The sequence below is a fragment of the Azospirillum lipoferum genome, assembly GCF_024170005.1.
Taxonomy (GTDB): Bacteria; Pseudomonadota; Alphaproteobacteria; order Azospirillales; family Azospirillaceae; genus Azospirillum; species Azospirillum lipoferum.
On sequence record NZ_JALJXJ010000008.1, the window covers coordinates 306,374 to 327,784 of the forward strand.

Consider the following 21,411-nt stretch of genomic DNA (forward strand, 5'->3'; position numbering starts at 1 on the left):
CCTGAGAGCGGGCGGCCGATTTTTCCGAAATTCCCTGCTTGCATCCCGCGAAACACCTCGCTATGTTCCGCGCCACAACGACGCCGCAGTAGCTCAGGGGTAGAGCAACTGATTCGTAATCAGTAGGTCCGGGGTTCAAATCCCTGTTGCGGCACCAGTTTTTTAGAACCCCCCGGAAAGCTCCGCTTTCCGGGGGGTTCTTGTTTGGAGCAGCGGTCGTTCGATTGAGTTTCCATGTCGGATTCTGACAGGTGCGGCCGTTGCTCCCGATGCCGAAAAAGCGATGCCGCTACGTGACTGCCGCTTCATCCCGGCATAAAGAAAGCTCAACCTAAGGCGCTTTTTGCCAAACGTGTCGAGATCGATCCGGCAGTGTTCAGTCGCTGTATGATTGGGTCGTTTCCTTTCAACCTGATCAGGCGGTCCTTGTAGCCGATATCGCCACCGTTCCACCTTGCTACACAGCCATGGAAATCTTCGTCATCGGCGAAGTGATTCAAGTTTTTCCAAGTCCAGAAGGCAGCCAGGATCCTGGGTTAGTACTTATGCTCGGTGGCCAAATCCGGCTGTCCAACAAGATCGAGCCCGCAGCGCTTTCCAACTTGCTCATATCCGTCTCGTCCCGTGATCTGGGGACCGCCACGTCCGATATAGGTCGAGCCGTCATTGCTATTCGGGCGATTGCCCATTCGGTCGCCATAGATTCTATCGAACGCTTTCTTCTGCCAACCGGGAGCCGTGCCGTACTTTTCAATCACGTCCTCAGCCGATTTGAAGCGTTTCGGCCAGAATTCTGCCATGCATTGGGGAGTGTAATTGATATTCTCGGTCAAATTCTTGATGCTATACCCGTCACACTCGTGTTCAACGTTTGCCAGAGCATAGGCAAGGCGCGTGGCCGTCGCGGTGATTCCTGCCTCATCAAGATAACTCGCATCGTCGACGAACGCCTTGATGATGGTGTCCGGCGCCTTTGGGAAGATGTCCCGCCAGTCTTGCGCGGTGAGTACAAGATTCATGATCCACTCTCCTGATTTGTCGGGTATGGAGATCTGGAAAGCGACAACGATGGGATTTATTTCGGTACCTCGAACAAAAGCGGCCCCCCGTCGCACATTCCGTCGGACAGGATAAGGATTTTGTATGGTTTTCCCGCTTCGTCGGAGAGTACAGTCATTGCCTCTGGTTTTGTTTCCGTGTCACAGGATCGTTTCTCTACGGTGCTCAAGTCCAATTCAGCCAGTGGTCTTGCATGGATAATTCCGTTATGCGTCTCGTTGCCGTCCCAAAGGGCGACAATCCATCGGTCGATTTGCTTTTTGGTTCCGTTAGCGGAGAGGATCTCTTTGCTGCCGGGAGAAGCGCCAAGTGTTGCTGGATCATCAGTTTGATCGTCAGGACCGGCAAGTATAAGAATTCCGTCAGAAACCGCTTGCATATCCCGGATGCCTCGACGATTTTCTCCCAGAGAAACACTGAAAAATTTGGCGTTAACGTCACCGTTTCCGAACAAGGGTTCTGCATTGACAGCCATTATCTTTGCTTCAGTGTCTTTTGTGGGGCCACGAAATCCGAAATAAAGTCTGTTGTTCCTGATGGCCAACCCCTCGATATCGATGCCCCTTTTCTCCCCTGCCTGGAGACAGAATTTATATTCGGCGTCGCTGTTGAGACTAGGTTCGGTCTCCATGATTCCCCAGAGATTGGCGACGCTTGCATACTCGACAAGTTGTCCCGCAGAGTCTCGTACCGCTCGTCCTGTACCGGGGTCCATTTTGAAGCGAATCACTTGCCGTGTGTTGGGGCGCACCTCGCATGTTTTACGACCCAAGCTGTGCGATCCCGTGACGTAATAGTACTTGCCGTCCGTTGCTGCGGCTTCCGCGTCGATTTCAGTGTCCTCAGGACCCAGTACGACCCGTTCATTGTCGGCTGAATATTTTCCCCGACCTATCTTGAGGTATCTGGCCTCGGCTTCCTCATCGAAGACCACCAGGCAAAGCTTTTTGCTTCCTTGTCCTTCCGGACACGCAATACCGCTTAGTGATCTTCTGGTTTTCTTCGTCTTCTTGTTGAACGTGAAGCCATCCTCGGTGTCTGCGGGCGGGCCGGCGATGGGTTTGACGGCAATCGGTCCACTATCCGCGAAAGCGGGAACGTGGCACAGCGCCAGGATGATCAACGCACCGATGCCGTTCCGAATCATGGATGCCTCCCTCCGTTGAAAGTGGTTGACCAATCCTGCGAGCGGCCCTGCCATCCGAACATGTCGCGCCGCGGCTCAGAAACGCTCGTTCGCTGCCAATCTGCTTTGGTAGACCAGGGAGGCCGGGGGCGGCAGCGGATGGCGCAGCAGTGCCTCTACGTTCAGAATTCCGGCCCCATATTCGGTGGTGGGCCATCCCTGCGGCACCGTCGCGCTGCGGCGGGCGCATTGGCGGAAGGCCTCGACGATCTGCCATCCTTGCGGATAAAGGGTTGCCAACGCCCCGACGTGGAATGCACGCCACAACGCCGCGGCACCGGCGATCATCGCCGTGGCATAGGAGGTGCCGTCGCCGCCGCCGCCATAGACATAGGCGGTCGTGCCCTTGTCCTTGTCCAGGATCGCATCGGCGCGATGGATTTCGTCGGCCGGGGCGGACAGGTCGACTTTCAGTCCGCGCGAACCACCCTGCCAGGGGGTGTTCATCCGCGTCGATCCGCCAGCGGTTATGACGCGGGAGAAGCGGCCGGGATAGGTCACTTCGCTCGTCACGTTGCCCGCGGCGGCCACGACGATGACGCCGCTGTCATAAGCGGCATCGATCATCGCACCGGCCCCTTCCGCCGGAAGGCAGGGATCGCCCAGGCTGATGCTGAGCACATGACAGCCGGCGTCGAAAACCGCATGCTTCAGCGCCCTGGCGATCTGGGTGTCGTTGTTCAGGAAATCGATGACGACGGTGTTGGTGATCCGGTACGGAATGACCGTGACGCCGGGGGCCACCCCGTAGAACGGCTCGGCCGCGGCGCGGCCGGCGAGAACGCTGGAGGTTCGGGTTCCGTGTCCGGGATAGCCGTCGTAGCTCAGCGGATCGACCGGTAACCTGCCGGGTTCCTTGAAATTGATGCCGCGGTCCCAGCGAACCCAACTGCTTCCCGCCGCATTGAAGAACACGGGGTGCTCTGTTATGCCCGTATCGATATGGCCAACCTTGATATCGCCCCACGGCAGGGTGTCGGGTGACGCACCGAGCAGGCTCCATGCCGGGCGTGCCCTGATGGTGTCTAGATACCACTGACCCGGCCCCGGCCCTGCTGGTTGCCGCGCGGCGTTGCTGCCGTTCACCATCGCATTGCGAATGAAGGCGCCAGGAACGATCCGGGCGTTCTCGACGCCAGGCACCCTCTTGAGCATCGAGATGACGGCGGCGTCGGTGCCGCCCTGAAGCATCAGCAGCTTTTTGTAGGCGGCGCGGGACAGGACGACCTCTACGCCCTCCCTGGGGTTCCGACCGGGGCCTTTCAGCAGGGTTAGAAGAGATTGCCCGGGCCAGGACAGTTGCGCAGCGACGCTGTGCTCCAGGTAAGGAATATCGGCGGTGTTTTTGAGGTGGATGATCAGGAAAGACGGTCCGGTGCCGTCCTCATCAGTGTCTGAATTATCGTTGTCGATATCCGTCATGTCTTCCTCCCCATCTTGCAGTATTTTCATACAGCGGTATGTTGATTTGAAAGACTAAACGGCTTAGCGTGAATTATTGGATTGGATGGATCAAGCGCTCTGTATCGGTGTTTTCCATACATCTTCCGAGTCACGTCCGTTGGGCGTCCGTGCTCCGATGGGGCGAACGGAAGCTCGTGCCCGTCATCCGGCATGACGCGGTCCCGGGTCTGCCCTGCCGGAAGGCTGAAAACAACTCGGGCGCCGCATCCCCCGACACGGCGCCCGCCACTCACCTCACTATGCCCATCGCCCTCACTCCACTGCGTAAGGCGGCTTGGTAAAGCCCGCCGGCGACAGGGTGAAGATCTCCGCCCCGTCGGCGGTCACGCCGATGGAATGCTCGAACTGGGCGGACAGCGACTTGTCCTTGGTCACGGCGGTCCAGCCGTCGCCCAGGATCTTCACGTCCGGTCGGCCGGTGTTGATCATCGGCTCGATGGTGAAGATCATGCCTTCCCGCAGCACCAACCCCTCGCCCGGCTTGCCGTAATGCAGGACCGACGGCGGCTCGTGGAAGACGCGGCCGACGCCGTGGCCGCAGAAATCGCGGACCACCGAGAAGCGGTGGGATTCGGCGAAGGTCTGGATGGCATGGCCGATGTCGCCCAGCGTAGCGCCCGGCTTCACCGCGGCGATGCCAATCATCAGCGCGTCATAGGTGACGTCGACCAGCTTGCGCGCCTTCACCCCGACGTCGCCGCACAGATACATGCGGCTGCTGTCGCCGTACCAGCCGTCGACGATCGGCGTCACGTCGATGTTCAGGATGTCGCCGTCGACCAGCCGCTTGTCGCCGGGGATGCCGTGGCAGACGACATGGTTGACCGAGATGCAGTTGGCGCGCGGGAAGCCGCGATAGCCCAGCGGGGCGGGGATGCCGCCATGGTTGCGGATGAACTGCTCCAGCAGGCGGTCGAGCTCGCCCGTGGTGACGCCCGGCTGCACATAGGGGACGATGTAGTCCAGTGCCAGCGCGGCCAGCCGGCCGGCCTTGCGCATGCCTTCGAATCCCTCCGGACCATGAAGGCGGACGCGGTTGGATTCGACGTGATCCTGTTCCAAGACGAAAGCCCCTATGCCAGATAACCAGATGCCGGATGACGAAGCCCGCCGCAGCGTCAAAGCCGGATCGACAGCGGACGGTCCAATTCAATCGATTCGGGCGTGATCGCGCAAGACCAACACAGCGCCTCCACCCCCGAATCCAGCGCGCGGCGCAGCCCGTCATGATAGGCCGGATCGAGATCGCCCGCCGTGCGGAAATGGGAACAATCGCCGCGCTGGACAAGGTAGAGCATGACCGCGCGGCAGCCCTGCGCCACCATCGCCGCCATCTCCTCCAGATGCTTGGCGCCGCGGGCGGTGACGCAGTCCGGGAATTCGGCGGCGTCCCCATGGGGGCCGTCGGGGCGGCGCAGATGGACGTTCTTGACCTCGACATAGGTGGCAGGCCGGGCGCCGGGCCTGGCCGGATCGTCCTCCAGCAGCACATCGATCCGGCTGTTGCGGCCGTACTTCACCTCGCGCCGCAGCCGGTCGTAACCGGCCAGTTCCGGGATGGTGCCGGCGGAAATCGCCGCGGCGACCAGCGCGTTGGGATGGCCGGTGTTGACGCCGACCAGCCCCTCGCCCCAGGGGGCGGCGGCCTCCACCAGCTCCAGCGTGTAGGCCAGTTTGCGTTTGGGATGGTCGGAGCGCGACAGCCAGACGGCGGAACCGGGAATGTCCAGCCCGATCATGCTGCCGGAATTGGGGACATGCGCCGTCACCTCCACCCCGTCCAGCAGGACATCGGCGAGGAACCGCTTGTAGCGGCGGATCAGGCGGCCTTGAAGAAGAGGGGTGGGAAAGCGCATCTTGGCGGCGACGCTACCCTTGGCCTTCCCGTTCGACAAGGGTGTTCCGATGGAGATCCCCGCCAGATGACGTCCGAGACCGCCGCAACCCCGACTGCCGCCAACCCCACCGCCGCCGTGCTGGTGATCGGCAACGAGATCCTGTCGGGTCGCACCAAGGACGCCAATCTGGGCCACATCGCCGAGACGCTGGCGGGGATCGGCGTGCGGCTGCGCGAGGCCCGCGTGGTGCCGGACGTGGAGGAGGAGATCGTTGCCGCGGTAAACGCCCTGCGCCCCCGCTACACCTACGTCTTCACCACCGGCGGCATCGGGCCGACCCATGACGACATCACCGCCGCCTGCGTCGCCAAGGCCTTCGGCGTGGCGTTGGAGCGCAACCCGGAAGCGGTCGCCCGACTGGAGCGCCATTACGCCGCCGGCCAGCTGAACGAGGCACGGTTGCGCATGGCCAATGTCCCGGCCGGCGGGATCCTGATCGACAACCCGATCAGCCAGGCGCCGGGATTCCAGATCGGCAACGTTTTCGTGATGGCCGGTGTGCCCAACATCATGCGGGCGATGCTGGACGGTATCCTGCCGCGACTGGCCGGCGGTCCGGCCCTGCATGCCCGCACGGTTGCCTGCGAGCTGGCGGAGGGTGTGATCGCCGCCGACCTGTCGGCCTTGCAGGACCGCCATCCGGCGTTGGAGATCGGCAGCTATCCTTACTTCCGCAGCGGCTCCTTCGGCGTCAGCCTGGTGCTGCGCGGCACCGACGAGGCGGAGGTGACGACCGCGGCCGACGAACTGGCGGGGATCGTCCGCCGGCTGGGCGGTACGCCGACCCTCACGGTTGGTACGAAAGGTTAGCGGTGCCTATGACTGCGGCTCAGATGGCTCCTATGTCGGCGGATCGATTGTCGCGGACCGATTCGGTCCTACATTGATTTTTTCTCATCCGCATCAGGCCTGCCGCGGGAGCCCCGCCATGAAGAGCTTCGAGAAAGCAGCGTTGCTGTTTCTTCTCCGCCACCTGTTCGCCGGCATCGTCGGCGCCGTGGTGCTGGCGACCGGGCTGTTGTGGTTCGATGTCGCCAAGCTGGCGACGCTGATCGGCAGCAGCGAATATGGCATCACCGCCACCGTGATGCTCTATGCCGGCCTGATGTTGACCTTCGGCAGCGTGTCGATGGGGATCGGCATCATGACGATGAACGAGGACACGCGTCCCTGATCGGTTGGCCGTGATCGATTGCCGCAATCAGTTGCCGAAAGGTCCGAAGCGGTCATAGGCCCAGACGAGAGCGACGCTCAGCGCCAGCCACAGTGCGGCATTGCGCAGCACGACTCCGCGGTTGCGGCGAAGGGCCGCCGGCACCACCAGGACCGCGACCATCAGCAACGCCACCAGCGACATCCAATCCGTCTCGCTCACGCCGCCTCCTTCCTTCTTCCGTCCCCGTCCGGGCCGGTCTTCCAGTTGCGTGTCCCTCGATATGGGAATGCCTGCGGTTTTGCGAAGGCCCCTTGACCCGCGCCCCTGCGATTGTCTAAGTCATGACCACGGAACGGTGCGTTGCATATTAACGTATGCAATCTCCGCGCGCAGCGTGGGACCGTTCTTGGACATGGGCTTTGCCGTTACGGATCCGGTCGTCTGGACCGGCTTGCAATGGCAGAGTTCGGGACGCGGGCGTGGCGAAACCGGTAGACGCAAGGGACTTAAAATCCCTCACCCTTAGGTATGCGGGTTCGAGTCCCGCCGCCCGCACCATATTGAAATGACTTGAGAAGTCTCGGCATAGCCCGCGACTGGTGTTCGGCGGCCCCAGTGTCAGCGTGAGGAGACTGCCGTGTGGTTGGCGGTTTTCGAAGCCGCTCACTGTCCAGACAGGGGCGGATAGAACAGTCTCCGAAAATCCTGCTACCGCACCAAGCTATCTCCTATCGACCATGCGGCACGCCCCGCAGAGGCATTGTGCGCCCCCCATTTGCCACTTTTCCTGAAAAGGAGGCGAAGGGGGCGGGGATCGGGGTGGACCGCCCGGCGCCCTCTCGGACGGTTCGTTCACGAAGCTTGACCGGAGCGCTGTGCTCGCTCATGAATGGTCCCGGTTCTGGTTCTTCCGGCGGTCTCCGCCGGAAGCTAAGAGGGAACCCGGTGAGCCGCATCGCGCGGCGAGACCGGGGCTGCCCCCGCAACTGTGAGCGGTGAGCCATTCCGTCATCTCCTGCCACTGGCACCTTGCGGCGCTGGGAAGGCTGGACGGAACGGCGATGATCCGCAAGCCAGGAGACCTGCCAGTACCGCAATGAAACGTCCTCGGGCGGGGTGCCCCGGTGGTCGCTTGCTGATGCGCGGCCGCTGGCCGCCCGTCCCCCGCAAGCCGTCTGTCCGGCACGCCGCTCCCGACCCAAGGGATTGCGGATGTCAGGGCTTGCGGACGACTTCGACGGGCACGGCCATCTCGTTCCCCTGCTTCGTCAAACCTCAGGGGGAATCATGGCAAAGACCTTCTGCACCAGTCTTTTGCGCTGGGCCTTCCCAGCCTTTTTCTCCAGCCTCGCCGGGCTTGGTCTTGGGCTTGCGCCGGGATCGGCCGCCGAAGCCGCCGGATATCCGCTGACAGTCCAGAACTGCGGCATGTCCGTTACGTTCGGCAAGGCACCGGCACGGGTGGTCGCGATCGGTCAGAGCACCACCGAGATCCTGCTGTCGCTGGGGTTGGCGGACAGGATCGCCGGCACGGCCGTATGGGTCGGCCCGGTCCTGAAGCCCTTCGAAGCGCAGAACGCCAGGATCAAGCGCCTGGCCGACAACGACCCGAGCTTTGAATCCGTGGTTCAGCAGGAACCCGATCTGGTCGCGGCCCAGTTCGAATGGCATATCGGCTCCAACGGCTCGGTCGGCAAGCGGGAGCAGTTCGCGCAGCTCGGGATCCCGACCTACATCTCGCCCGCGGATTGCGTCGAGAAGGACAATTCCGGCGGCGGCGACGGTCTGCGCAAGCAGATGTTCACCATGGATCTCGTCTATCAGGAGATCCGTGACCTCGCCCGGATCTTCGGCGTCGACGACCGGGGCGAGGCACTGGTCGCGGCGCTCAGGACGCGCGAGGCCGCCGCCATCGCATCCGTCGCCGGCGGCGATGCCAAGGGCGTGCCGGTCGTCTTCTGGTTTTCGAGCAAGGAGGTGCGGGGCGATGCCTTCGTCGCCGGCAGGAACGGGGCGCCGGCCTACATCGTGAAGGCGCTGGGCGCCAGGAACGTCGTCACGACGGAAGAGGAATGGCCGCTGGCGAGCTGGGAGAGGATCGCCGCCGCCGATCCCGCGGTCATCGTCATCGCCACGATGGACCGCCGCCGCTACGCCGCCGACGACCCCGCCGTCAAGCTGGCCTTCCTTGAAAGCGATCCCGTCACCGGCAAGCTGGAGGCCGTCCGCAAGAAGCGCTTCGTGCTGATGGACGCGCAATCGATGAACCCGACGATCCGGACGATCGACGGCATCGAGGCGCTTGCCAATGGCATCAAGGCGTTCGGCCTGGCCGACTGATGCGCAACCCGGCCATCGCCGGCGGATGGACGCTGCGGGCCGTGCCCGCCCTTCCGGTTCCGGCACTCTTCGCCCTGGCCATCCTTGCTTTGGGCATCCTTGTCGTCGCCATCGGACTGGCCGTCTCGATCGGGGAGATGGCGATCCCGCTCGGCACCATCGCCAAGGCCGTCGGCAACAGGCTGTTGGGCACGGGCTTCACGATCAGCCCGATCCAGGAGGGCATCATCTGGGATTACCGGCTCAGCCGGTCGCTGGCCGCCGCCTGCTGCGGCGCGGCGCTTGCCATGTCCGGGGCCATCCTCCAGGCGCTCCTCCGCAATCCGCTGGCCGAACCCTATGTCCTGGGGATATCGGCCGGGGCCTCGACGGGGGCCGTCGCGGTGATGATCGCGGGCCTCGGCGGCGGGGCACTGTCGATGTCGGGCGGCGCCTTCACCGGCGCTATCATCGCCTTCACGCTGGTCTGCGCCCTGGCGGCCGGTACCGGAGGCTTAACTGGGACTGGGGCCGAACGGATCATTCTCGCCGGGGTCGCCGGGTCCCAGCTCTTCAGCGCCCTGACCTCCTACATCGTGACGACGTCGGCGAATGCGGAACAGGCGCGGGGCGTCATGTTCTGGCTGCTCGGCAGCCTCGGCGGCATCCGCTGGCCGGATGTCGGCCTCGCGGCCCCGGTCGCCATCGGCGGCTTCGCCATCGCCATCCTTCACGCCCGCGCGCTGGATGCCTTCGCCTTCGGCGTCGATGCCGCCGTCGCACTCGGGATTCCGGTTACGCGCGTCCGTCTGATCCTGTTCGGCCTGACCGCGGCGATGACGGCGACCATGGTCAGCATTGTCGGATCGGTCGGCTTCGTCGGGCTCGTCGTCCCGCATGCGGCGCGCTTCCTGGTCGGCCCCGGCCACATGCGGCTGTTGCCGGTATCCTTCATGATCGGCGCGGTGTTCATGGTGCTGGCCGACATCGTCTCCCGGATCGTCGTTCCCCAGCAGATCCTCCCCATCGGCGTGGTCACGGCCCTGTTCGGCGCCCCGGCCTTCGCATTCATCCTCTACAAGGCGAGGCGGCGGCTGTGAGCATCGCGACCAGGGACGTGCGCTGGGCGGCCGGCGGGGCGATGATCGTGGATGGCGTCACCATCGAGGCGGCGGCGGGATCGACGCTCGGATTGCTCGGTCCCAACGGGTCGGGGAAATCGAGCCTGCTGCGCCTGATCGGCCGCCTGCGGCGGGCCGATGCCGGAATCGTCACGCTCGGCGGCGCCGACATTGCCGCCCTGCCGCATGCCGCCATTGCCCGGAGGCTCGCGCTGGTCGAGCAGCAGGCGACCACGGAGATCCCGCTCACCGTGCTCGAAATCGTCCGGCTCGGGCGGACGCCCCACCGCGGACCGCTCTCGCCCTGGACCGGTGCCGACGACGCGGCGGTCGAAAGCGCGCTCCGCCATGTCGGCATGGAGGAGAAGCGCGATCGGCTCTGGCACACGCTCTCCGGCGGCGAGCGCCAGCGCACCCACATCGCGCGTGCCCTGGCGCAGACCCCGAGCGAACTGCTGCTCGACGAACCGACCAACCATCTCGACATCCGGCATCAGCTGGAGATCCTGTCGCTCGTCAGTCGGCTGCCGGCGACCTGCATCGTCGCCCTTCACGACCTCAACCTCGCCGCCCTGTTCTGCGACACCATCGCGATCCTATGCGATGGACGGGTGGTCTGCGCGGGGCCGCCGGACCAGGTCCTGACCGCGGAGACGATCCGGGACGTCTATGGGGTGAACGCCCATGTCGAACGCTCGCCACATCACGGCAAGCTCCAGGTCCACTTTCTGATCGGCTGACCAGGCAAGCCTCCGGCCCGGCAGCGGGTACGGAATAGAAGGGGGGTGGCGTCACCTCCCGGCGGTCACCCCTGCGCAACCTTGCGAATTCAATGGTCAAAGAACCAAAGGAACAGGCGCAGACCAAAGACGAGAATGCCGCTGGCGACGATACCCATCAGGGCATCTGCGGCCTCCATATCGGAACCGGACCAAATCATGGAGGCGATCAGTATCAATCCAATCAGCAGGCCGATGAAGAACCATCTGAGAAGACGGTTTCCAAGCAGGATATCCCAGAGGGCTTCCATCAAATCGGCCATGGATTTATCCTCCGACAGCACGGGATCGAGCGTAGCTGACGACGACGCACCGGTCAAATCGCCGTCATGCCTTCATGAACTCGGCCAGTCGCGATCCTCACCGCACCTCGACGGTCCCGCAACTGCGCCGGTGGGCCAGCAGGCAGTCCTCGGTCTTCGACTGATGCATCAGGGCGCCCATCAGCCAATAGCCGAGACCAAGGACGATCATGATGGCGATGGCCGCGCCGAGGTTGGCGGCCATGCGGGTGCGGTCGTCGTCAGGCATCCTGCCGGGCATCATTTCTTACCCGGCTTGCGTTTCGTCCGGCCGCTGGCGGCTTCGCCCTCCTTGCGCTGGAGGAACAGGCGGCCGGCCTGCATCGCGGCGGCGCGGCTGATGTAGCTGCCGCAGTCGAACCGCTGGCCGTCGAACGTCACGGTGAGGGTGAAACTCTGCGGGCCGGCTTCGTCGACGACGATGGAGGAAGGGGCTGGCTTCATTCGACGGTCCGTGCATCTGCCTGACACGGACAGACACATACGTCCGCTGTGGCGTTCAGGCCAGCGGCTTCGACGCCATCGGTTGCGGCGGGGCTGGTCAGCGCTCCACCGGACCGCCGGCATCGGCCCAGGCGGCGAAGCCGCCGCGCAGGCGGTTGACGGTGCCGGTATGGCCGGCGGCCAACATGCGCTCGGCGGCCGGGCCGCAGCGCATGCCGCCCTGGCAATGGAAGACCAGATGCTTGCCGGGGTCGGCCGGGACGCGCGAGGGATCGAACTGCGACAGCGGGTTCAGGATGGCGCCGGGGATATGGCCGGCGGCGTGCTCATGCGGTTCGCGGACGTCGACGATCACCGCCTCGTCCTTGGCTTGCCATTGGATGGCGGTTTGCGGATCGACCTGCTGGATGCGGTCGGCACCGCCCTGCGTCCCGGGCTGGGCGGTCGGGAACAGGCGGCGCATCAGGGAGCACAGGAACATTGCAATCGGTCCTTGCAGATGGTGATGGGGCAACCGGTGGCATCGGAGCGGGGAGGGCCGGTGAAGGGCTCTTGATCTAATAATTAGTACATTCTAATATTAAGTCAATGGAGCGGGGCTGGTGCTGACCGGAAGCCCCGCCTTCCAGCAGGCGCATCTTTCGAAAACAGGAGACGACCATGCACAAGAACTGGCCGCAGATGACCGGCGAGCTGTCGGGCGCCATCCGCGAGCTGCGCGGCGGCGCGCCCGACGTCATGAAGGCCTTTTCCGGGATGGCCCAGGCGGCGCTGAAGGCGAATGCGCTGGACACCAAGAGCAAGGAGCTGATCGCGCTCGGCATCGCGGTGGCGATCCGTTGCGACGGCTGCGTCGCCTTCCATGCCGAAGCGGCGATGAAGCAGGGAGCGACCCGCGACGAGGTGATGGAGACGATGGGAATGGCGGTCTATATGGGCGCCGGACCGTCGGTGATGTATGCCGCCCAGGCGGTCGAGGCGTTCGACCAGTTCGCCGAAAAAGCGATCCCGTAACTTGGGATCGGGTGGTGCGGGCGGTCGGACTCGAACCGACACTCCTTGCGGAACCGGATTTTGAGTCCGGCGCGTCTACCAATTTCACCACGCCCGCAGCGACGCCTCTTCTAGCGCAACAGTCCGCAAACGGAAAGTGCAAAAGAACGGGGCGTCGGGGCATCTCCGTTCGCACCGTGCCGACCCCCCGCTAACGTCCCGGCGACGCCGCCGCGGTGCCGCTTATTCCCCATCGATGCCGCGGCCCCTGTCATGCCGTCGCAGGCTTGCGGCGGGCCACGCGGACGGCTGGCCGAACGGCCCCGCACGCGCTACCTTGTCGGCCATGACGACCAAGCCCTTATCCGACCGTGTCCTGGACGATCCCCGCATTGCCGCCCTGCTTCTGGCCCTGGCCAGCGCCGGCGTGCTGCTGTCGGCCCTGTTCTTCCAGTTCGTGCTGAATTACCAGCCCTGCGTGCTGTGCATCATGCAGCGCTGGCCCTATGTGGCGGTGATGGTGCTGGGGCTGGTGACCTGGCTGTTCCGCCGCTGGAAGGGGCTGGGCGACGCCCTGCTGGTGGTGAGCGGGCTGGCCCTGCTGGCCGGGGCCGGCATCGCCGCCTATCATGTCGGGGTGGAGCAGCATTGGTGGGCCGGCACCTCGTCCTGCGGCGGCTCGGCGCCGGCCAATTCGCTGGAGGCGTTGCGCGCCCAGGTGCTGGCCGCTCCGGTCACCCGCTGTGACGAAGTGGCGTGGTCGCTGTTCGGGATTTCCATGGCGGGCTACAACGTGGTGATCTCGCTGGCGCTGGCGGCCTACGCCTTCGTCGCGGCGCGCATCGCCTACACCCGCACCCCGGTGTCGAGGACCGCATTGTGAGTGAAACGACGTCTCCAGCCGCTGTCACCCGCTCCGATTCGAGCCGGGGGGCGCTGCCCGGTTCCATGCCCGGCGACCTGCCGCGCCGCGACCGGCTGGCCCGCATCGTCCGCGTCGACCATGCCGGCGAATATGGCGCCAAGCGCATCTATGAGGGCCAGATCGCCGTCATGGGCAAGGGCCGGCACGGCAAGACCCTGCGCCACATGGCCGAGCAGGAGCTGGTCCATCTGGAATATTTCGAAAAGCAGCTGAACCGGCGCCGGGTGCGCCCGACGCTGCTACAGCCCTTGTGGCACGTCACCGGCTTCCTGCTGGGCGCCGGCACCGCGATCCTCGGCGAACGGGCGGCGATGGCCTGCACCGTCGCGGTGGAAGAGGTGATCGAGGAGCATTACGAGTCGCAGCTGAAGCATCTCGGCCCGGAGGAGCAGGAGCTGTCCGACAGCATCCGCAAATTCCAGGCGGAAGAGGTCGAGCACCGCGACATCGGCTTGCAGAACGAGGCGGAGCGTGCTGCGGGCTATCCGCTGCTGTCGGCGGCGATCAAGGCCGGCACCCGGGCGGTGATCTGGGTGGCCGAGAGAGTATAAAGGGGCGGGTGTAGGGCGGGCCGGGGGCCAACAGCGGCCCCCATCCGCATCTCTGCCGCATCGGCCCGACATCATTGGCCCTACATCGGGTCCAATTCCGAGTCCCAATAAAGAAAATCCCGCCAACTTTCATGGAGGAAGTTTGGCGGGAAGGCGCGTCCGTTCTCTTGCAGCTCGTAGGCACTGGGCTGGAAGGGCGGACTGAGGGGGATCATGCCGCAGACATGGGGAAGGCGGTCGCCCTTCGCCAGGTTGCAGGCCGAACAGGATGTGATGACGTTCTCCCATGTTGTCCGGCCGCCGCGGGACCGCGGGATCACATGGTCGAAGGTGAGATCGTGGGTGGGGAAAGGGCGGCCGCAATACTGGCAGGTGAAGCGGTCGCGCAGGAAGACGTTGAAGCGGGTGAAGGCGGGGCGGCGCGTGGCCGGGATGAACTCTTTCAGCGAGATGACGCTGGGTAACCGGACTTCGAAACTTGGGGATCGGACGACTCGGTCATAGTGCGATACGATGTTGACCCGTTCGAGAAAGACCGCCTTGACCGCTTCCTGCCAGGACCATAGCGACAAGGGGAAGTAACTGAGCGGGCGGAAATCCGCGTTCAGCACCAGAGCCGGACAGTGATCGGGTGGTGGAGCCAATGGCCACTCCCTTGTCTGTAACCGTTGTCTGGATCCCGGCACGCGACACTGATGCGGCCTCGTGCGCGGGGTCGTGTCTGCTGTGCCCCGGCGGCCGGATCGTCCTCCGGGACAACCAGATACATAGTGGATCAAGCGCCCGGACTCAATATCTTGACCCGGTGCGGCCGAATTTCTTCACCGTTGTGTAACCTTTTCCGCGCTGTGGGCATGCCGCCGAGGCCGTGAAGGGGCCGGCCGCCACCACGCGCGCAGGCTGTGACATCGACAAAAAGACCAGTGGCTTCCCTTGCGCGGTTACCCCTCGTTAACCATGACGGCACCATGGTGGGTCTCGTTGATCCAAGCAGACCCCGCCGGTTGTCCCGGCCGGACGCGACCCCGAGGATAGCCCGCCATGACCGCCGTCATCATCGACCTCGCCCAGAAGCGCCGTGAACGCGAGGAGCGTGAACGCCAGATCCGCATCGACGCGTTCGACCGCGAGCTGCGCCGCCGTCTGGCGCTCTATCTGGAAGGCGAGGAGATCCCGGTCGAGCCGATCCGCGACAATCCGTATATCTAAGCCCGCTCCGCCTTTCACATCCCGCGCCCGATCCGGTGCGCGATCCGCTATAAAGCGGGGATGAGCGATCTCGTCACCCGCTTCGCCCCCAGCCCCACCGGGCATCTGCATCTGGGCCATGCCCATTCCGCGCTGTTCGGCTGGACCACCGCCCGCAGCGCCGCCGGCCGCTTCCTGTTGCGGATCGAGGACATCGATCCCAACCGCTGCCGCCCGAACTACGAGCGCGACCTGATCGAGGATCTGGCGTGGCTCGGCCTCGACTGGGACGGTCCGATCCGGCGCCAGTCCGACCATTTCGACGATTTCCGCACCGCCTTGGCCCGGCTCGAGTCGCTGGGCGTGCTCTATCCCTGCTTCTGCACCCGCAAGGACATCGCCGCCGAGATCGCGCGGGCCGGGGCCGCTCCGCATGGGCCGGATGGCCCGCTTTATCCCGGCACCTGCCGCCATCGCTCCGCGGCGGAGCGCGCCGAGCGGATCGCGCATGGCGATGCCCCCGGCAACAGTTGGGCGTTGCGACTCGATGTGGAGGCCGCCCGCCGGCTGACCGGTCCCTTGCGCTGGCACGACCAAGTGCAAGGCTGGCAGGACGCGACACCGGAGCTGCTGGGCGACGTGGTGCTGGCGCGCAAGGACACGCCGACCAGCTATCACCTCAGCGTCACCGTCGATGACCATTTGCAGGGCGTGACCCTGGTCACCCGCGGCGAGGACCTGTTCTTCGCCTCCCACCTGCACCGGCTGTTGCAGGCTCTGCTGGGCTATGATCCCCCCGACTATCACCACCACGGCCTGCTGCGGAACGCGGCGGGCGAGCGGCTGGCCAAGCGCGACCGTGCCCAGTCCCTGCGTTCGTTGCGGGACGAGGGCCGCAGCCCGGCCGAAGTGCGGGCGATGGCGGGATTTGCAGGATAGGATTTGCCCGGCTGGCGGGCGTACGTGCCGATACCGGGGCGTATGGGGGCTGTACCTGACCTGTACGTGCGCCCCCGCGCCCGCAACCTCAATCCAGTTGCAGTACGATCGCCTTCAGATAAGCCGACTCCGGCAGATGCGGGTGGACCGGGTGGTCAGGGCCGGCACCGGCGCTGCGCAGGATGCGGCCGGTGCGGCCGGCGTCGTTCAGGCCGCGGGCGACCTGCTCGGCGAAGGTCGGCGGGTCGACATTGTGGCTGCACGACCCGCACAGCAGATAGCCGCCGGGAGCGGTGATCTTCGCCGCCAGACGCGCCATCTTGCGGTAGGCGCGGCAGCCGACCGCCAGATCCTTCTTCGACTTCACGAAGGCCGGCGGATCGGCGACCACCACCTGGAAGGTCTCGCCGGCGGCGTTCAGCCGTTCCAGCTCCTGGAAGGCGTCGGCCTTGCGTGCCTCGAAGCGGTCGGCGACGCCGTTCGCCTCGGCGGCGCGGGTGGCGTTCTCCAGCGCCAGGGCGGAGCGGTCGACCGCGATCACCTGGGTGGCGCCGGCCACTGCGCACTGGATGCCGAAGCCGCCATTGTAGCTGAAGAAGTCGATGGCCCGGCCGCCCCTGGCGAGCGAGGCGATGAAGGCGCGGTTGTCGCGCTGGTCGTAGAACCAACCGGTCTTCTGGCCGTCCAGCGGGTTGGCGAAGAAGGTGACGCCGTTCTCCTCCAGCCGGATCGGCCCGTCGATCTCGCCCTTGGCCAGCCGGGTCTCCTCCGCCAGCCCTTCCAGCGCGCGCTGGGTGCTGTCGTTGCGCAGGATGACCGCGCGCGGCGCCATCACCTCGTCGATGGCGGCCAGGATCTCGTCGATCCGGCGGTCCATGAAGACGGAGTTGGCCTGCACCGTCACCACATCGTCGAACCGGTCGACGATCAGGCCGGGCAGCCCGTCCGCCTCGGCATGGACGACGCGGTAGAAGGGGCGGGTGAACAGCCTGTCGCGCAGTTCCACCGCGCGGCGCAGCCGGCCGGCGATGAAGGCGTGGTCCACCACGGTCGCCGGGTCGCCCGACAGCAGCCGGGCGGCGATCAGCGTGTGCGGATTGAAGGTGTAGATGCCCAGCGGCGTCCCGCCGGGGTCCAGAAGCCGCACCGGGCTGCCGGGCGGCACCGCCTTGGCGGTGTTGTCCATCTGGACTTCGTTGGAATAGACCCAGGGATGTCCATGCATGACGCGCCGCTGGCGGCCGGACTGCAGATGGATCGCCGGGTATTTCTTGACGGGTTTGGTGCCGGTGTCGCTCATGGGCCCGCATCCTAGCGGCAAATCGGCGGCGCGCAATGGCGGCGGTGTTTCTACTCTGCTCCGATGGCGTCGCCCGGTTCGCTGTCCGGTTCGCCGACATGGATCGCCAGCCACACCGTCGGCTCGCCGACCGCCGTGGCGACGACGCGGTGGCGGGTGCGGGCGGGCAGCAGCGTCCAGTCGCCGGGCGTCAGCACGCGGTCGCCCGTTCCCTCCACCTGCAAGCTGGCGGTGCCGGCGACCAGCAGGACGAACTCGTCCCAGTGCTGGTCATACCAGAAGCCGTCCGGCGAGGTCTGGCCGGTGGAGACGATCCGCTCGATCCGCACACCGGGCAGCGCCGCCAGCGTGGTGAAGAGTTCGTCGGGCTGCGGGCTTGCGGGAAGCCCCTCCAGCAGGCTGCCGAATCGTGCTCCGCTCATCCAAAAGCTTCCGGGTCCGGTGGTTGCAACGCGACGCCGTCATGGACGGGGCCGGGATCGCGATCCTGCACCAGCGGCAGCGGCCGGTCGAGAGCCGCCGAGCGCCCTGCCATCCGGCTGGGGCTATTCCGCGCCGCGCCGCCCGTCCGCCACCGCCGGGGCGTTGTCGTTGACCACCGCCAGATCCTTGCAGAAGCGGATCGTCTCCTGCCGGTGCCCTTCGGTGCGGAAACAGTCGGGGATCGGGTCGCGGCGGGAGTCCCGCTGGACGGTGCGGTCGGGCAGGGTGGTATGGATGGCCGCACAGCCCAGCTGCCGGGCCAGCCCCTCCATCGCCCGCAGCAGGGCCTCCGCCACGCCGGCGACGTCGAACAGGTCGAGCACCACGAAGTTGTCGACGCACAGCGTCCGCCCGTGCAGCAGATGCGGTTCGGCGGCGTAGGAGAACAGGCCGTGCATGTACCCTTGCGCGTTCTGCACCGTCATGATGCCCCGGTCGGCGGGCCGGCCGGCACCCTCGACCGTACCCTTTCCACTGCCGCTCCCGGTTGCGCTGTCCAGAAGCGCTGCGGCAAATGCGCGCCATTGGTCGACCCCCAGGCCCGGCGCTATGGCGCAGACCAGCGGGTAAGCCTGGTCGATCTGGCGCCGACCAAGGGGTTTAGCGATGAAACCGTCGTCCATTTCAGCCCGGCCGATTGCAAGGACACTGAACGATGGCAGGCCCGGGGCGGAAGGGTCGTTGACGTAGATCAATGTTGCTGAACCCCCCCATCCACATAGTGGGCGCCATTGGAGACAGGCGCGCCCGGCGTCCTTTTCGGCATTTCCGAGTGCAACCTGTCCCGCTCCTTAACAGTACGTACCCAGTGGTGGTGCAACCCAGACGGCGTGGCCTTACGGCTGCCCGGGGCAAACGGGAGAGATTGTATGACATCAGCGACTCTGACTTCAGGGGCCACCCTGGGCAGCCAGCGGGTGTCGGAAGACGTGCGTTACCATGAGGACGCCATCCGACTCTTCGTTATCGCTGCAGTGTTCTGGGGCGTGATCGGTTTCCTGGCCGGTACCTTCATCGCTCTGCAGCTGGCCTTCCCGGCGCTGAATCTCGGGCTGGAGTGGACGAGCTTCGGGCGCCTGCGCCCCGTCCACACCTCGGCCGTGATTTTCGCGTTCGGCGGCAATGTGCTGTTCGCCACTTCGCTTTATTCGGTCCAGCGGACTTGCCGCCAGCATCTCTTCGGGGGCGAAGGGCTGGCCAAGTTCATCTTCTGGAACTACAACGTCTTCATCGTGCTCGCGGCGCTGAGCTATGTCCTGGGCTTCACCCAGGGCAAGGAATACGCCGAGCCCGAGTGGATCCTCGACTTGTACCTGACGGTCACCTGGGTGCTCTATGCGGTCCAGTTCATCGGCACGGTGATGACGCGGCGCGAGTCGCACATCTATGTGGCGAACTGGTTCTTCATGGCCTTCATCCTGACCGTCGCCATCCTGCACATCGGCAACAATGTCAACGTTCCGGTGTCGCTGTTCGGCATGAAGTCCTACACCTTCGTGTCGGGCGTGCAGAGCGCCATGGTGCAGTGGTGGTACGGCCACAACGCAGTCGGCTTCTTCCTGACCGCCGGCTTCCTGGGCATCATGTATTATTTCGTGCCCAAGCGCGCCGAGCGGCCGGTCTATTCCTACCGCCTGTCGATCGTCCATTTCTGGACCCTGATCTTCCTCTACATCTGGGCCGGCCCGCACCACCTGCACTACACCTCCCTGCCGGACTGGGCGCAGACACTGGGCATGACCTTCTCCGTCATGCTGTGGATGCCGTCCTGGGGCGGCATGATCAACGGCATCATGACCCTGTCGGGCGCCTGGGATAAGCTGCGCACCGACCCGGTCCTGCGTTTCCTGGTCACCTCGGTCGCCTTCTACGGCATGTCGACCTTCGAAGGCCCGCTGATGTCGGTCAAGCCGGTCAACGCCCTGTCGCATTACACCGACTGGACCGTCGGCCACGTGCACTCCGGCGCCCTCGGCTGGGTCGCCTTCATCTCCTTCGGCGCGATCTATTATCTGGTTCCGGTGCTGTGGAAGCGGTCGCAGCTCTACAGCCTGCGTCTGGTCAGCTACCACTTCTGGACCGCCACCATCGGCATCGTGCTCTACATCACCGCCATGTGGGTGTCGGGCATCATGCAGGGCCTGATGTGGCGCGCTTACGACAACCTGGGCTTCCTGCAGTACTCCTTCGTGGAGACCGTCGCGGCGATGCACCCGTTCTACGTGATCCGCGCGATGGGCGGCGTCCTGTTCGTCACCGGCGCTCTCATCATGGTCTACAACCTGTGGCGCACGGCGAAGGGCGATGTCCGCATCGAGAAGCCCTATGTCACCACGCCGCACAAGGCGACGGTCGGCGCGGCCTGACGCTAGGGAAGGATGCGAGAAATGGCTCAGGATAAAAAGGGCTTCAGCCACGACCTGATCGAGCGGAACACCCTTCTGCTGATCGTGCTCGTGCTGATCACCGTGTCGATCGGCGGTCTGGTTCAGATCGTCCCGCTCTTCACGATCGAATCGACCATCGAGAAGGTGGAGGGGGTCCGTCCCTACTCCCCGCTCGAACTGGCCGGGCAGAACATCTACCTGCGCGAAGGCTGCTACAACTGCCACAGCCAGCAGATCCGTCCGTTCCGTGACGAGGTCGAGCGCTATGGCCACTACTCGCTGGCGGCGGAGTCGATGTACGACCATCCGTTCCAGTGGGGCTCCAAGCGTACCGGTCCCGATCTGGCCCGCGTCGGCGGCAAATACTCCAACGCCTGGCAGGTCGCCCATCTGGTGAACCCGCGCGCGGTCGTGCCGGAGTCGATCATGCCGACCTACGGCTGGATGAAGGACCGTCCGCTGAGCTACGGCGACATCGCCGATCACCTGAAGACGCTGAAGATCGTCGGCGTTCCCTACACCGACGAGCAGATCGCCAACGCCAAGGCCGACCTGGAAGCGCAGAAGAACCCCGACGGCGACACCGCCGGGCTGATGAAGCGCTATCCGAAGGCCGTGGTGGCGAACTTCACCGGCGAAAAGAACGTCACCGAAATGGACGCTCTCGTCGCCTACCTGCAAGTGCTGGGCACCATGGTGGACTTCACCAAGTACCAGTCCAAGCAGCTGCAGCAGTAATCGGGGGAGGAATCCATGGACTTGGATTCGATCACGGTGATGCTTCGGTCCTTCTGGACGGTGTGGTTGATGCTGCTGCTGACGGGCATCCTGGTTTACGCCATGTGGCCCGGCAACCGCCGCACCTTCGACGACGCCGCCCAGATCCCGCTCAAGGATGATGGTCAGGAGCTTTAGAC

Annotated in this window: 27 protein-coding genes, 3 tRNA genes and 1 riboswitch; of the genes, 15 read left to right on the forward strand and 15 right to left on the reverse strand. The window is 64.9% G+C overall.

What is annotated here, in order from left to right; genetic code table 11:
• The first annotated feature begins 82 nt into the window (after positions 1 to 82).
• Positions 83 to 157, forward strand: a tRNA-Thr gene (locus J2848_RS19640).
• Between the two features lie 379 nt (positions 158 to 536).
• Here the strand turns inward: J2848_RS19640 and J2848_RS19645 are convergent.
• The 5 genes from J2848_RS19645 to sfsA all read right to left on the reverse strand — a co-directional run bounded on the left by J2848_RS19645 (position 537) and on the right by sfsA (position 5,565).
• Positions 537 to 1,019 (reverse strand): hypothetical protein, encoded by a 483-nt coding sequence (locus tag J2848_RS19645; RefSeq protein WP_149234518.1) that lies wholly within the window; start codon positions 1,017 to 1,019, stop codon positions 537 to 539.
• A gap of 56 nt (positions 1,020 to 1,075) precedes the next feature.
• The gene (locus tag J2848_RS19650; RefSeq protein WP_170307235.1) at positions 1,076 to 2,206 is read right to left on the reverse strand and encodes a DUF3616 domain-containing protein; all 1,131 of its coding nucleotides are present in this window, start codon (positions 2,204 to 2,206) and stop codon (positions 1,076 to 1,078) included.
• 75 nt (positions 2,207 to 2,281) lie between these two features.
• Positions 2,282 to 3,667, reverse strand: coding sequence for a S8/S53 family peptidase (locus J2848_RS19655; RefSeq protein WP_170307234.1), 1,386 nt, complete (start codon positions 3,665 to 3,667; stop codon positions 2,282 to 2,284).
• 294 nt (positions 3,668 to 3,961) lie between these two features.
• On the reverse strand, positions 3,962 to 4,771 hold the full coding sequence (gene map / locus J2848_RS19660) for a type I methionyl aminopeptidase (protein WP_149234515.1): 810 nt from the start codon (positions 4,769 to 4,771) through the stop codon (positions 3,962 to 3,964).
• Positions 4,772 to 4,827: 56 nt separating this feature from the next.
• A complete protein-coding gene (sfsA, locus tag J2848_RS19665) occupies positions 4,828 to 5,565 on the reverse strand; it encodes a DNA/RNA nuclease SfsA (RefSeq protein ID WP_149234564.1) in 738 nt (245 codons plus the stop codon).
• A 66-nt stretch (positions 5,566 to 5,631) separates the two neighbouring features.
• Between sfsA and J2848_RS19670 the strand changes: the two genes are divergently transcribed.
• Together J2848_RS19670 and J2848_RS19675 are read left to right on the forward strand one after the other, a co-directional pair.
• Positions 5,632 to 6,417, forward strand: a complete 786-nt coding sequence (locus J2848_RS19670; RefSeq protein WP_149234514.1) for a competence/damage-inducible protein A — start codon at positions 5,632 to 5,634, stop codon at positions 6,415 to 6,417.
• Between the two features lie 118 nt (positions 6,418 to 6,535).
• Positions 6,536 to 6,781 (forward strand): hypothetical protein, encoded by a 246-nt coding sequence (locus J2848_RS19675; protein ID WP_149234513.1) that lies wholly within the window; start codon positions 6,536 to 6,538, stop codon positions 6,779 to 6,781.
• A 27-nt stretch (positions 6,782 to 6,808) separates the two neighbouring features.
• Here J2848_RS19675 and J2848_RS19680 read toward each other — a convergent pair whose 3' ends face one another.
• Positions 6,809 to 6,982, reverse strand: a complete 174-nt coding sequence (locus J2848_RS19680; RefSeq protein ID WP_170307233.1) for a hypothetical protein — start codon at positions 6,980 to 6,982, stop codon at positions 6,809 to 6,811.
• Between the two features lie 254 nt (positions 6,983 to 7,236).
• Between J2848_RS19680 and J2848_RS19685 the strand changes: the two genes are divergently transcribed.
• From J2848_RS19685 to J2848_RS19700, 4 genes are all read left to right on the forward strand, one after another.
• Positions 7,237 to 7,321: transfer RNA gene (locus tag J2848_RS19685), tRNA-Leu, on the forward strand.
• A 327-nt stretch (positions 7,322 to 7,648) separates the two neighbouring features.
• Positions 7,649 to 7,867, forward strand: a riboswitch (cobalamin riboswitch).
• Positions 7,868 to 8,050: 183 nt separating this feature from the next.
• Positions 8,051 to 9,103 (forward strand): ABC transporter substrate-binding protein, encoded by a 1,053-nt coding sequence (locus J2848_RS19690; RefSeq protein ID WP_149234512.1) that lies wholly within the window; start codon positions 8,051 to 8,053, stop codon positions 9,101 to 9,103.
• A complete protein-coding gene (locus tag J2848_RS19695) occupies positions 9,103 to 10,182 on the forward strand; it encodes a FecCD family ABC transporter permease (RefSeq protein WP_149234511.1) in 1,080 nt (359 codons plus the stop codon). Before J2848_RS19690 ends, J2848_RS19695 begins: the two co-directional genes overlap by 1 nt.
• Positions 10,179 to 10,943 (forward strand): ABC transporter ATP-binding protein, encoded by a 765-nt coding sequence (locus J2848_RS19700; RefSeq protein WP_149234510.1) that lies wholly within the window; start codon positions 10,179 to 10,181, stop codon positions 10,941 to 10,943. Before J2848_RS19695 ends, J2848_RS19700 begins: the two co-directional genes overlap by 4 nt.
• A gap of 89 nt (positions 10,944 to 11,032) precedes the next feature.
• Here the strand turns inward: J2848_RS19700 and J2848_RS19705 are convergent, their stop codons facing one another.
• The 4 genes from J2848_RS19705 to J2848_RS19720 all read right to left on the reverse strand — a co-directional run bounded on the left by J2848_RS19705 (position 11,033) and on the right by J2848_RS19720 (position 12,209).
• Positions 11,033 to 11,245: a hypothetical protein gene (locus J2848_RS19705; protein ID WP_149234509.1), complete on the reverse strand. Its 213-nt coding sequence runs from the start codon at positions 11,243 to 11,245 to the stop codon at positions 11,033 to 11,035.
• A 97-nt stretch (positions 11,246 to 11,342) separates the two neighbouring features.
• On the reverse strand, positions 11,343 to 11,513 hold the full coding sequence (locus J2848_RS19710; RefSeq protein WP_170307232.1) for a hypothetical protein: 171 nt from the start codon (positions 11,511 to 11,513) through the stop codon (positions 11,343 to 11,345).
• 11 nt (positions 11,514 to 11,524) lie between these two features.
• Entirely contained in the window at positions 11,525 to 11,728 is a 204-nt protein-coding gene (locus J2848_RS19715; RefSeq protein WP_149234508.1) for a hypothetical protein, read from the reverse strand.
• Between the two features lie 97 nt (positions 11,729 to 11,825).
• Positions 11,826 to 12,209 (reverse strand): rhodanese-like domain-containing protein, encoded by a 384-nt coding sequence (locus J2848_RS19720; RefSeq protein ID WP_149234507.1) that lies wholly within the window; start codon positions 12,207 to 12,209, stop codon positions 11,826 to 11,828.
• Between the two features lie 179 nt (positions 12,210 to 12,388).
• Here J2848_RS19720 and J2848_RS19725 point away from each other — a divergent pair, with 179 nt between their 5' ends.
• Entirely contained in the window at positions 12,389 to 12,742 is a 354-nt protein-coding gene (locus tag J2848_RS19725; protein WP_149234506.1) for a carboxymuconolactone decarboxylase family protein, read from the forward strand.
• 12 nt (positions 12,743 to 12,754) lie between these two features.
• On the opposite strand, the gene J2848_RS19730 is transcribed toward J2848_RS19725, so the two are convergent.
• Positions 12,755 to 12,839: transfer RNA gene (locus tag J2848_RS19730), tRNA-Leu, on the reverse strand.
• A gap of 228 nt (positions 12,840 to 13,067) precedes the next feature.
• Here J2848_RS19730 and J2848_RS19735 point away from each other — a divergent pair.
• Both J2848_RS19735 and J2848_RS19740 read left to right on the forward strand, forming a co-directional pair.
• A complete protein-coding gene (locus J2848_RS19735; RefSeq protein ID WP_149234505.1) occupies positions 13,068 to 13,604 on the forward strand; it encodes a disulfide bond formation protein B in 537 nt (178 codons plus the stop codon).
• Positions 13,601 to 14,197 (forward strand): demethoxyubiquinone hydroxylase family protein, encoded by a 597-nt coding sequence (locus tag J2848_RS19740; RefSeq protein ID WP_211103304.1) that lies wholly within the window; start codon positions 13,601 to 13,603, stop codon positions 14,195 to 14,197. The genes J2848_RS19735 and J2848_RS19740 overlap by 4 nt, the downstream gene beginning before the upstream one ends.
• An 80-nt stretch (positions 14,198 to 14,277) precedes the next feature.
• Here the strand turns inward: J2848_RS19740 and J2848_RS19745 are convergent, their stop codons facing one another.
• The gene (locus J2848_RS19745; RefSeq protein ID WP_042688610.1) at positions 14,278 to 14,841 is read right to left on the reverse strand and encodes an HNH endonuclease; all 564 of its coding nucleotides are present in this window, start codon (positions 14,839 to 14,841) and stop codon (positions 14,278 to 14,280) included.
• A 397-nt stretch (positions 14,842 to 15,238) separates the two neighbouring features.
• Here J2848_RS19745 and J2848_RS19750 point away from each other — a divergent pair, with 397 nt between their 5' ends.
• Together J2848_RS19750 and gluQRS are read left to right on the forward strand one after the other, a co-directional pair.
• Positions 15,239 to 15,406 (forward strand): hypothetical protein, encoded by a 168-nt coding sequence (locus J2848_RS19750; RefSeq protein WP_014248815.1) that lies wholly within the window; start codon positions 15,239 to 15,241, stop codon positions 15,404 to 15,406.
• 60 nt (positions 15,407 to 15,466) lie between these two features.
• Positions 15,467 to 16,324, forward strand: a complete 858-nt coding sequence (gluQRS, locus tag J2848_RS19755; RefSeq protein ID WP_149234504.1) for a tRNA glutamyl-Q(34) synthetase GluQRS — start codon at positions 15,467 to 15,469, stop codon at positions 16,322 to 16,324.
• A gap of 88 nt (positions 16,325 to 16,412) precedes the next feature.
• On the opposite strand, the gene J2848_RS19760 is transcribed toward gluQRS, so the two are convergent.
• The 3 genes from J2848_RS19760 to J2848_RS19770 all read right to left on the reverse strand — a co-directional run bounded on the left by J2848_RS19760 (position 16,413) and on the right by J2848_RS19770 (position 18,730).
• The gene (locus tag J2848_RS19760) at positions 16,413 to 17,624 is read right to left on the reverse strand and encodes a class I SAM-dependent rRNA methyltransferase (RefSeq protein WP_149234503.1); all 1,212 of its coding nucleotides are present in this window, start codon (positions 17,622 to 17,624) and stop codon (positions 16,413 to 16,415) included.
• A 50-nt stretch (positions 17,625 to 17,674) separates the two neighbouring features.
• Entirely contained in the window at positions 17,675 to 18,046 is a 372-nt protein-coding gene (locus J2848_RS19765) for a cupin domain-containing protein (protein ID WP_149234502.1), read from the reverse strand.
• A 123-nt stretch (positions 18,047 to 18,169) separates the two neighbouring features.
• A complete protein-coding gene (locus J2848_RS19770; protein ID WP_149234501.1) occupies positions 18,170 to 18,730 on the reverse strand; it encodes a hypothetical protein in 561 nt (186 codons plus the stop codon).
• Between the two features lie 246 nt (positions 18,731 to 18,976).
• Here J2848_RS19770 and ccoN point away from each other — a divergent pair, with 246 nt between their 5' ends.
• Genes ccoN through J2848_RS19785 form a run of 3 tightly spaced genes read left to right on the forward strand, consistent with a single transcriptional unit; the run spans position 18,977 to position 21,409 of the window.
• The gene (ccoN, locus tag J2848_RS19775; RefSeq protein WP_149234500.1) at positions 18,977 to 20,473 is read left to right on the forward strand and encodes a cytochrome-c oxidase, cbb3-type subunit I; all 1,497 of its coding nucleotides are present in this window, start codon (positions 18,977 to 18,979) and stop codon (positions 20,471 to 20,473) included.
• A gap of 21 nt (positions 20,474 to 20,494) precedes the next feature.
• A complete protein-coding gene (gene ccoO / locus J2848_RS19780) occupies positions 20,495 to 21,232 on the forward strand; it encodes a cytochrome-c oxidase, cbb3-type subunit II (RefSeq protein WP_109442804.1) in 738 nt (245 codons plus the stop codon).
• Positions 21,233 to 21,247: 15 nt separating this feature from the next.
• A complete protein-coding gene (locus J2848_RS19785) occupies positions 21,248 to 21,409 on the forward strand; it encodes a cbb3-type cytochrome c oxidase subunit 3 (RefSeq protein WP_012972963.1) in 162 nt (53 codons plus the stop codon).
• The last annotated feature ends 2 nt before the right edge of the window (positions 21,410 to 21,411 follow it).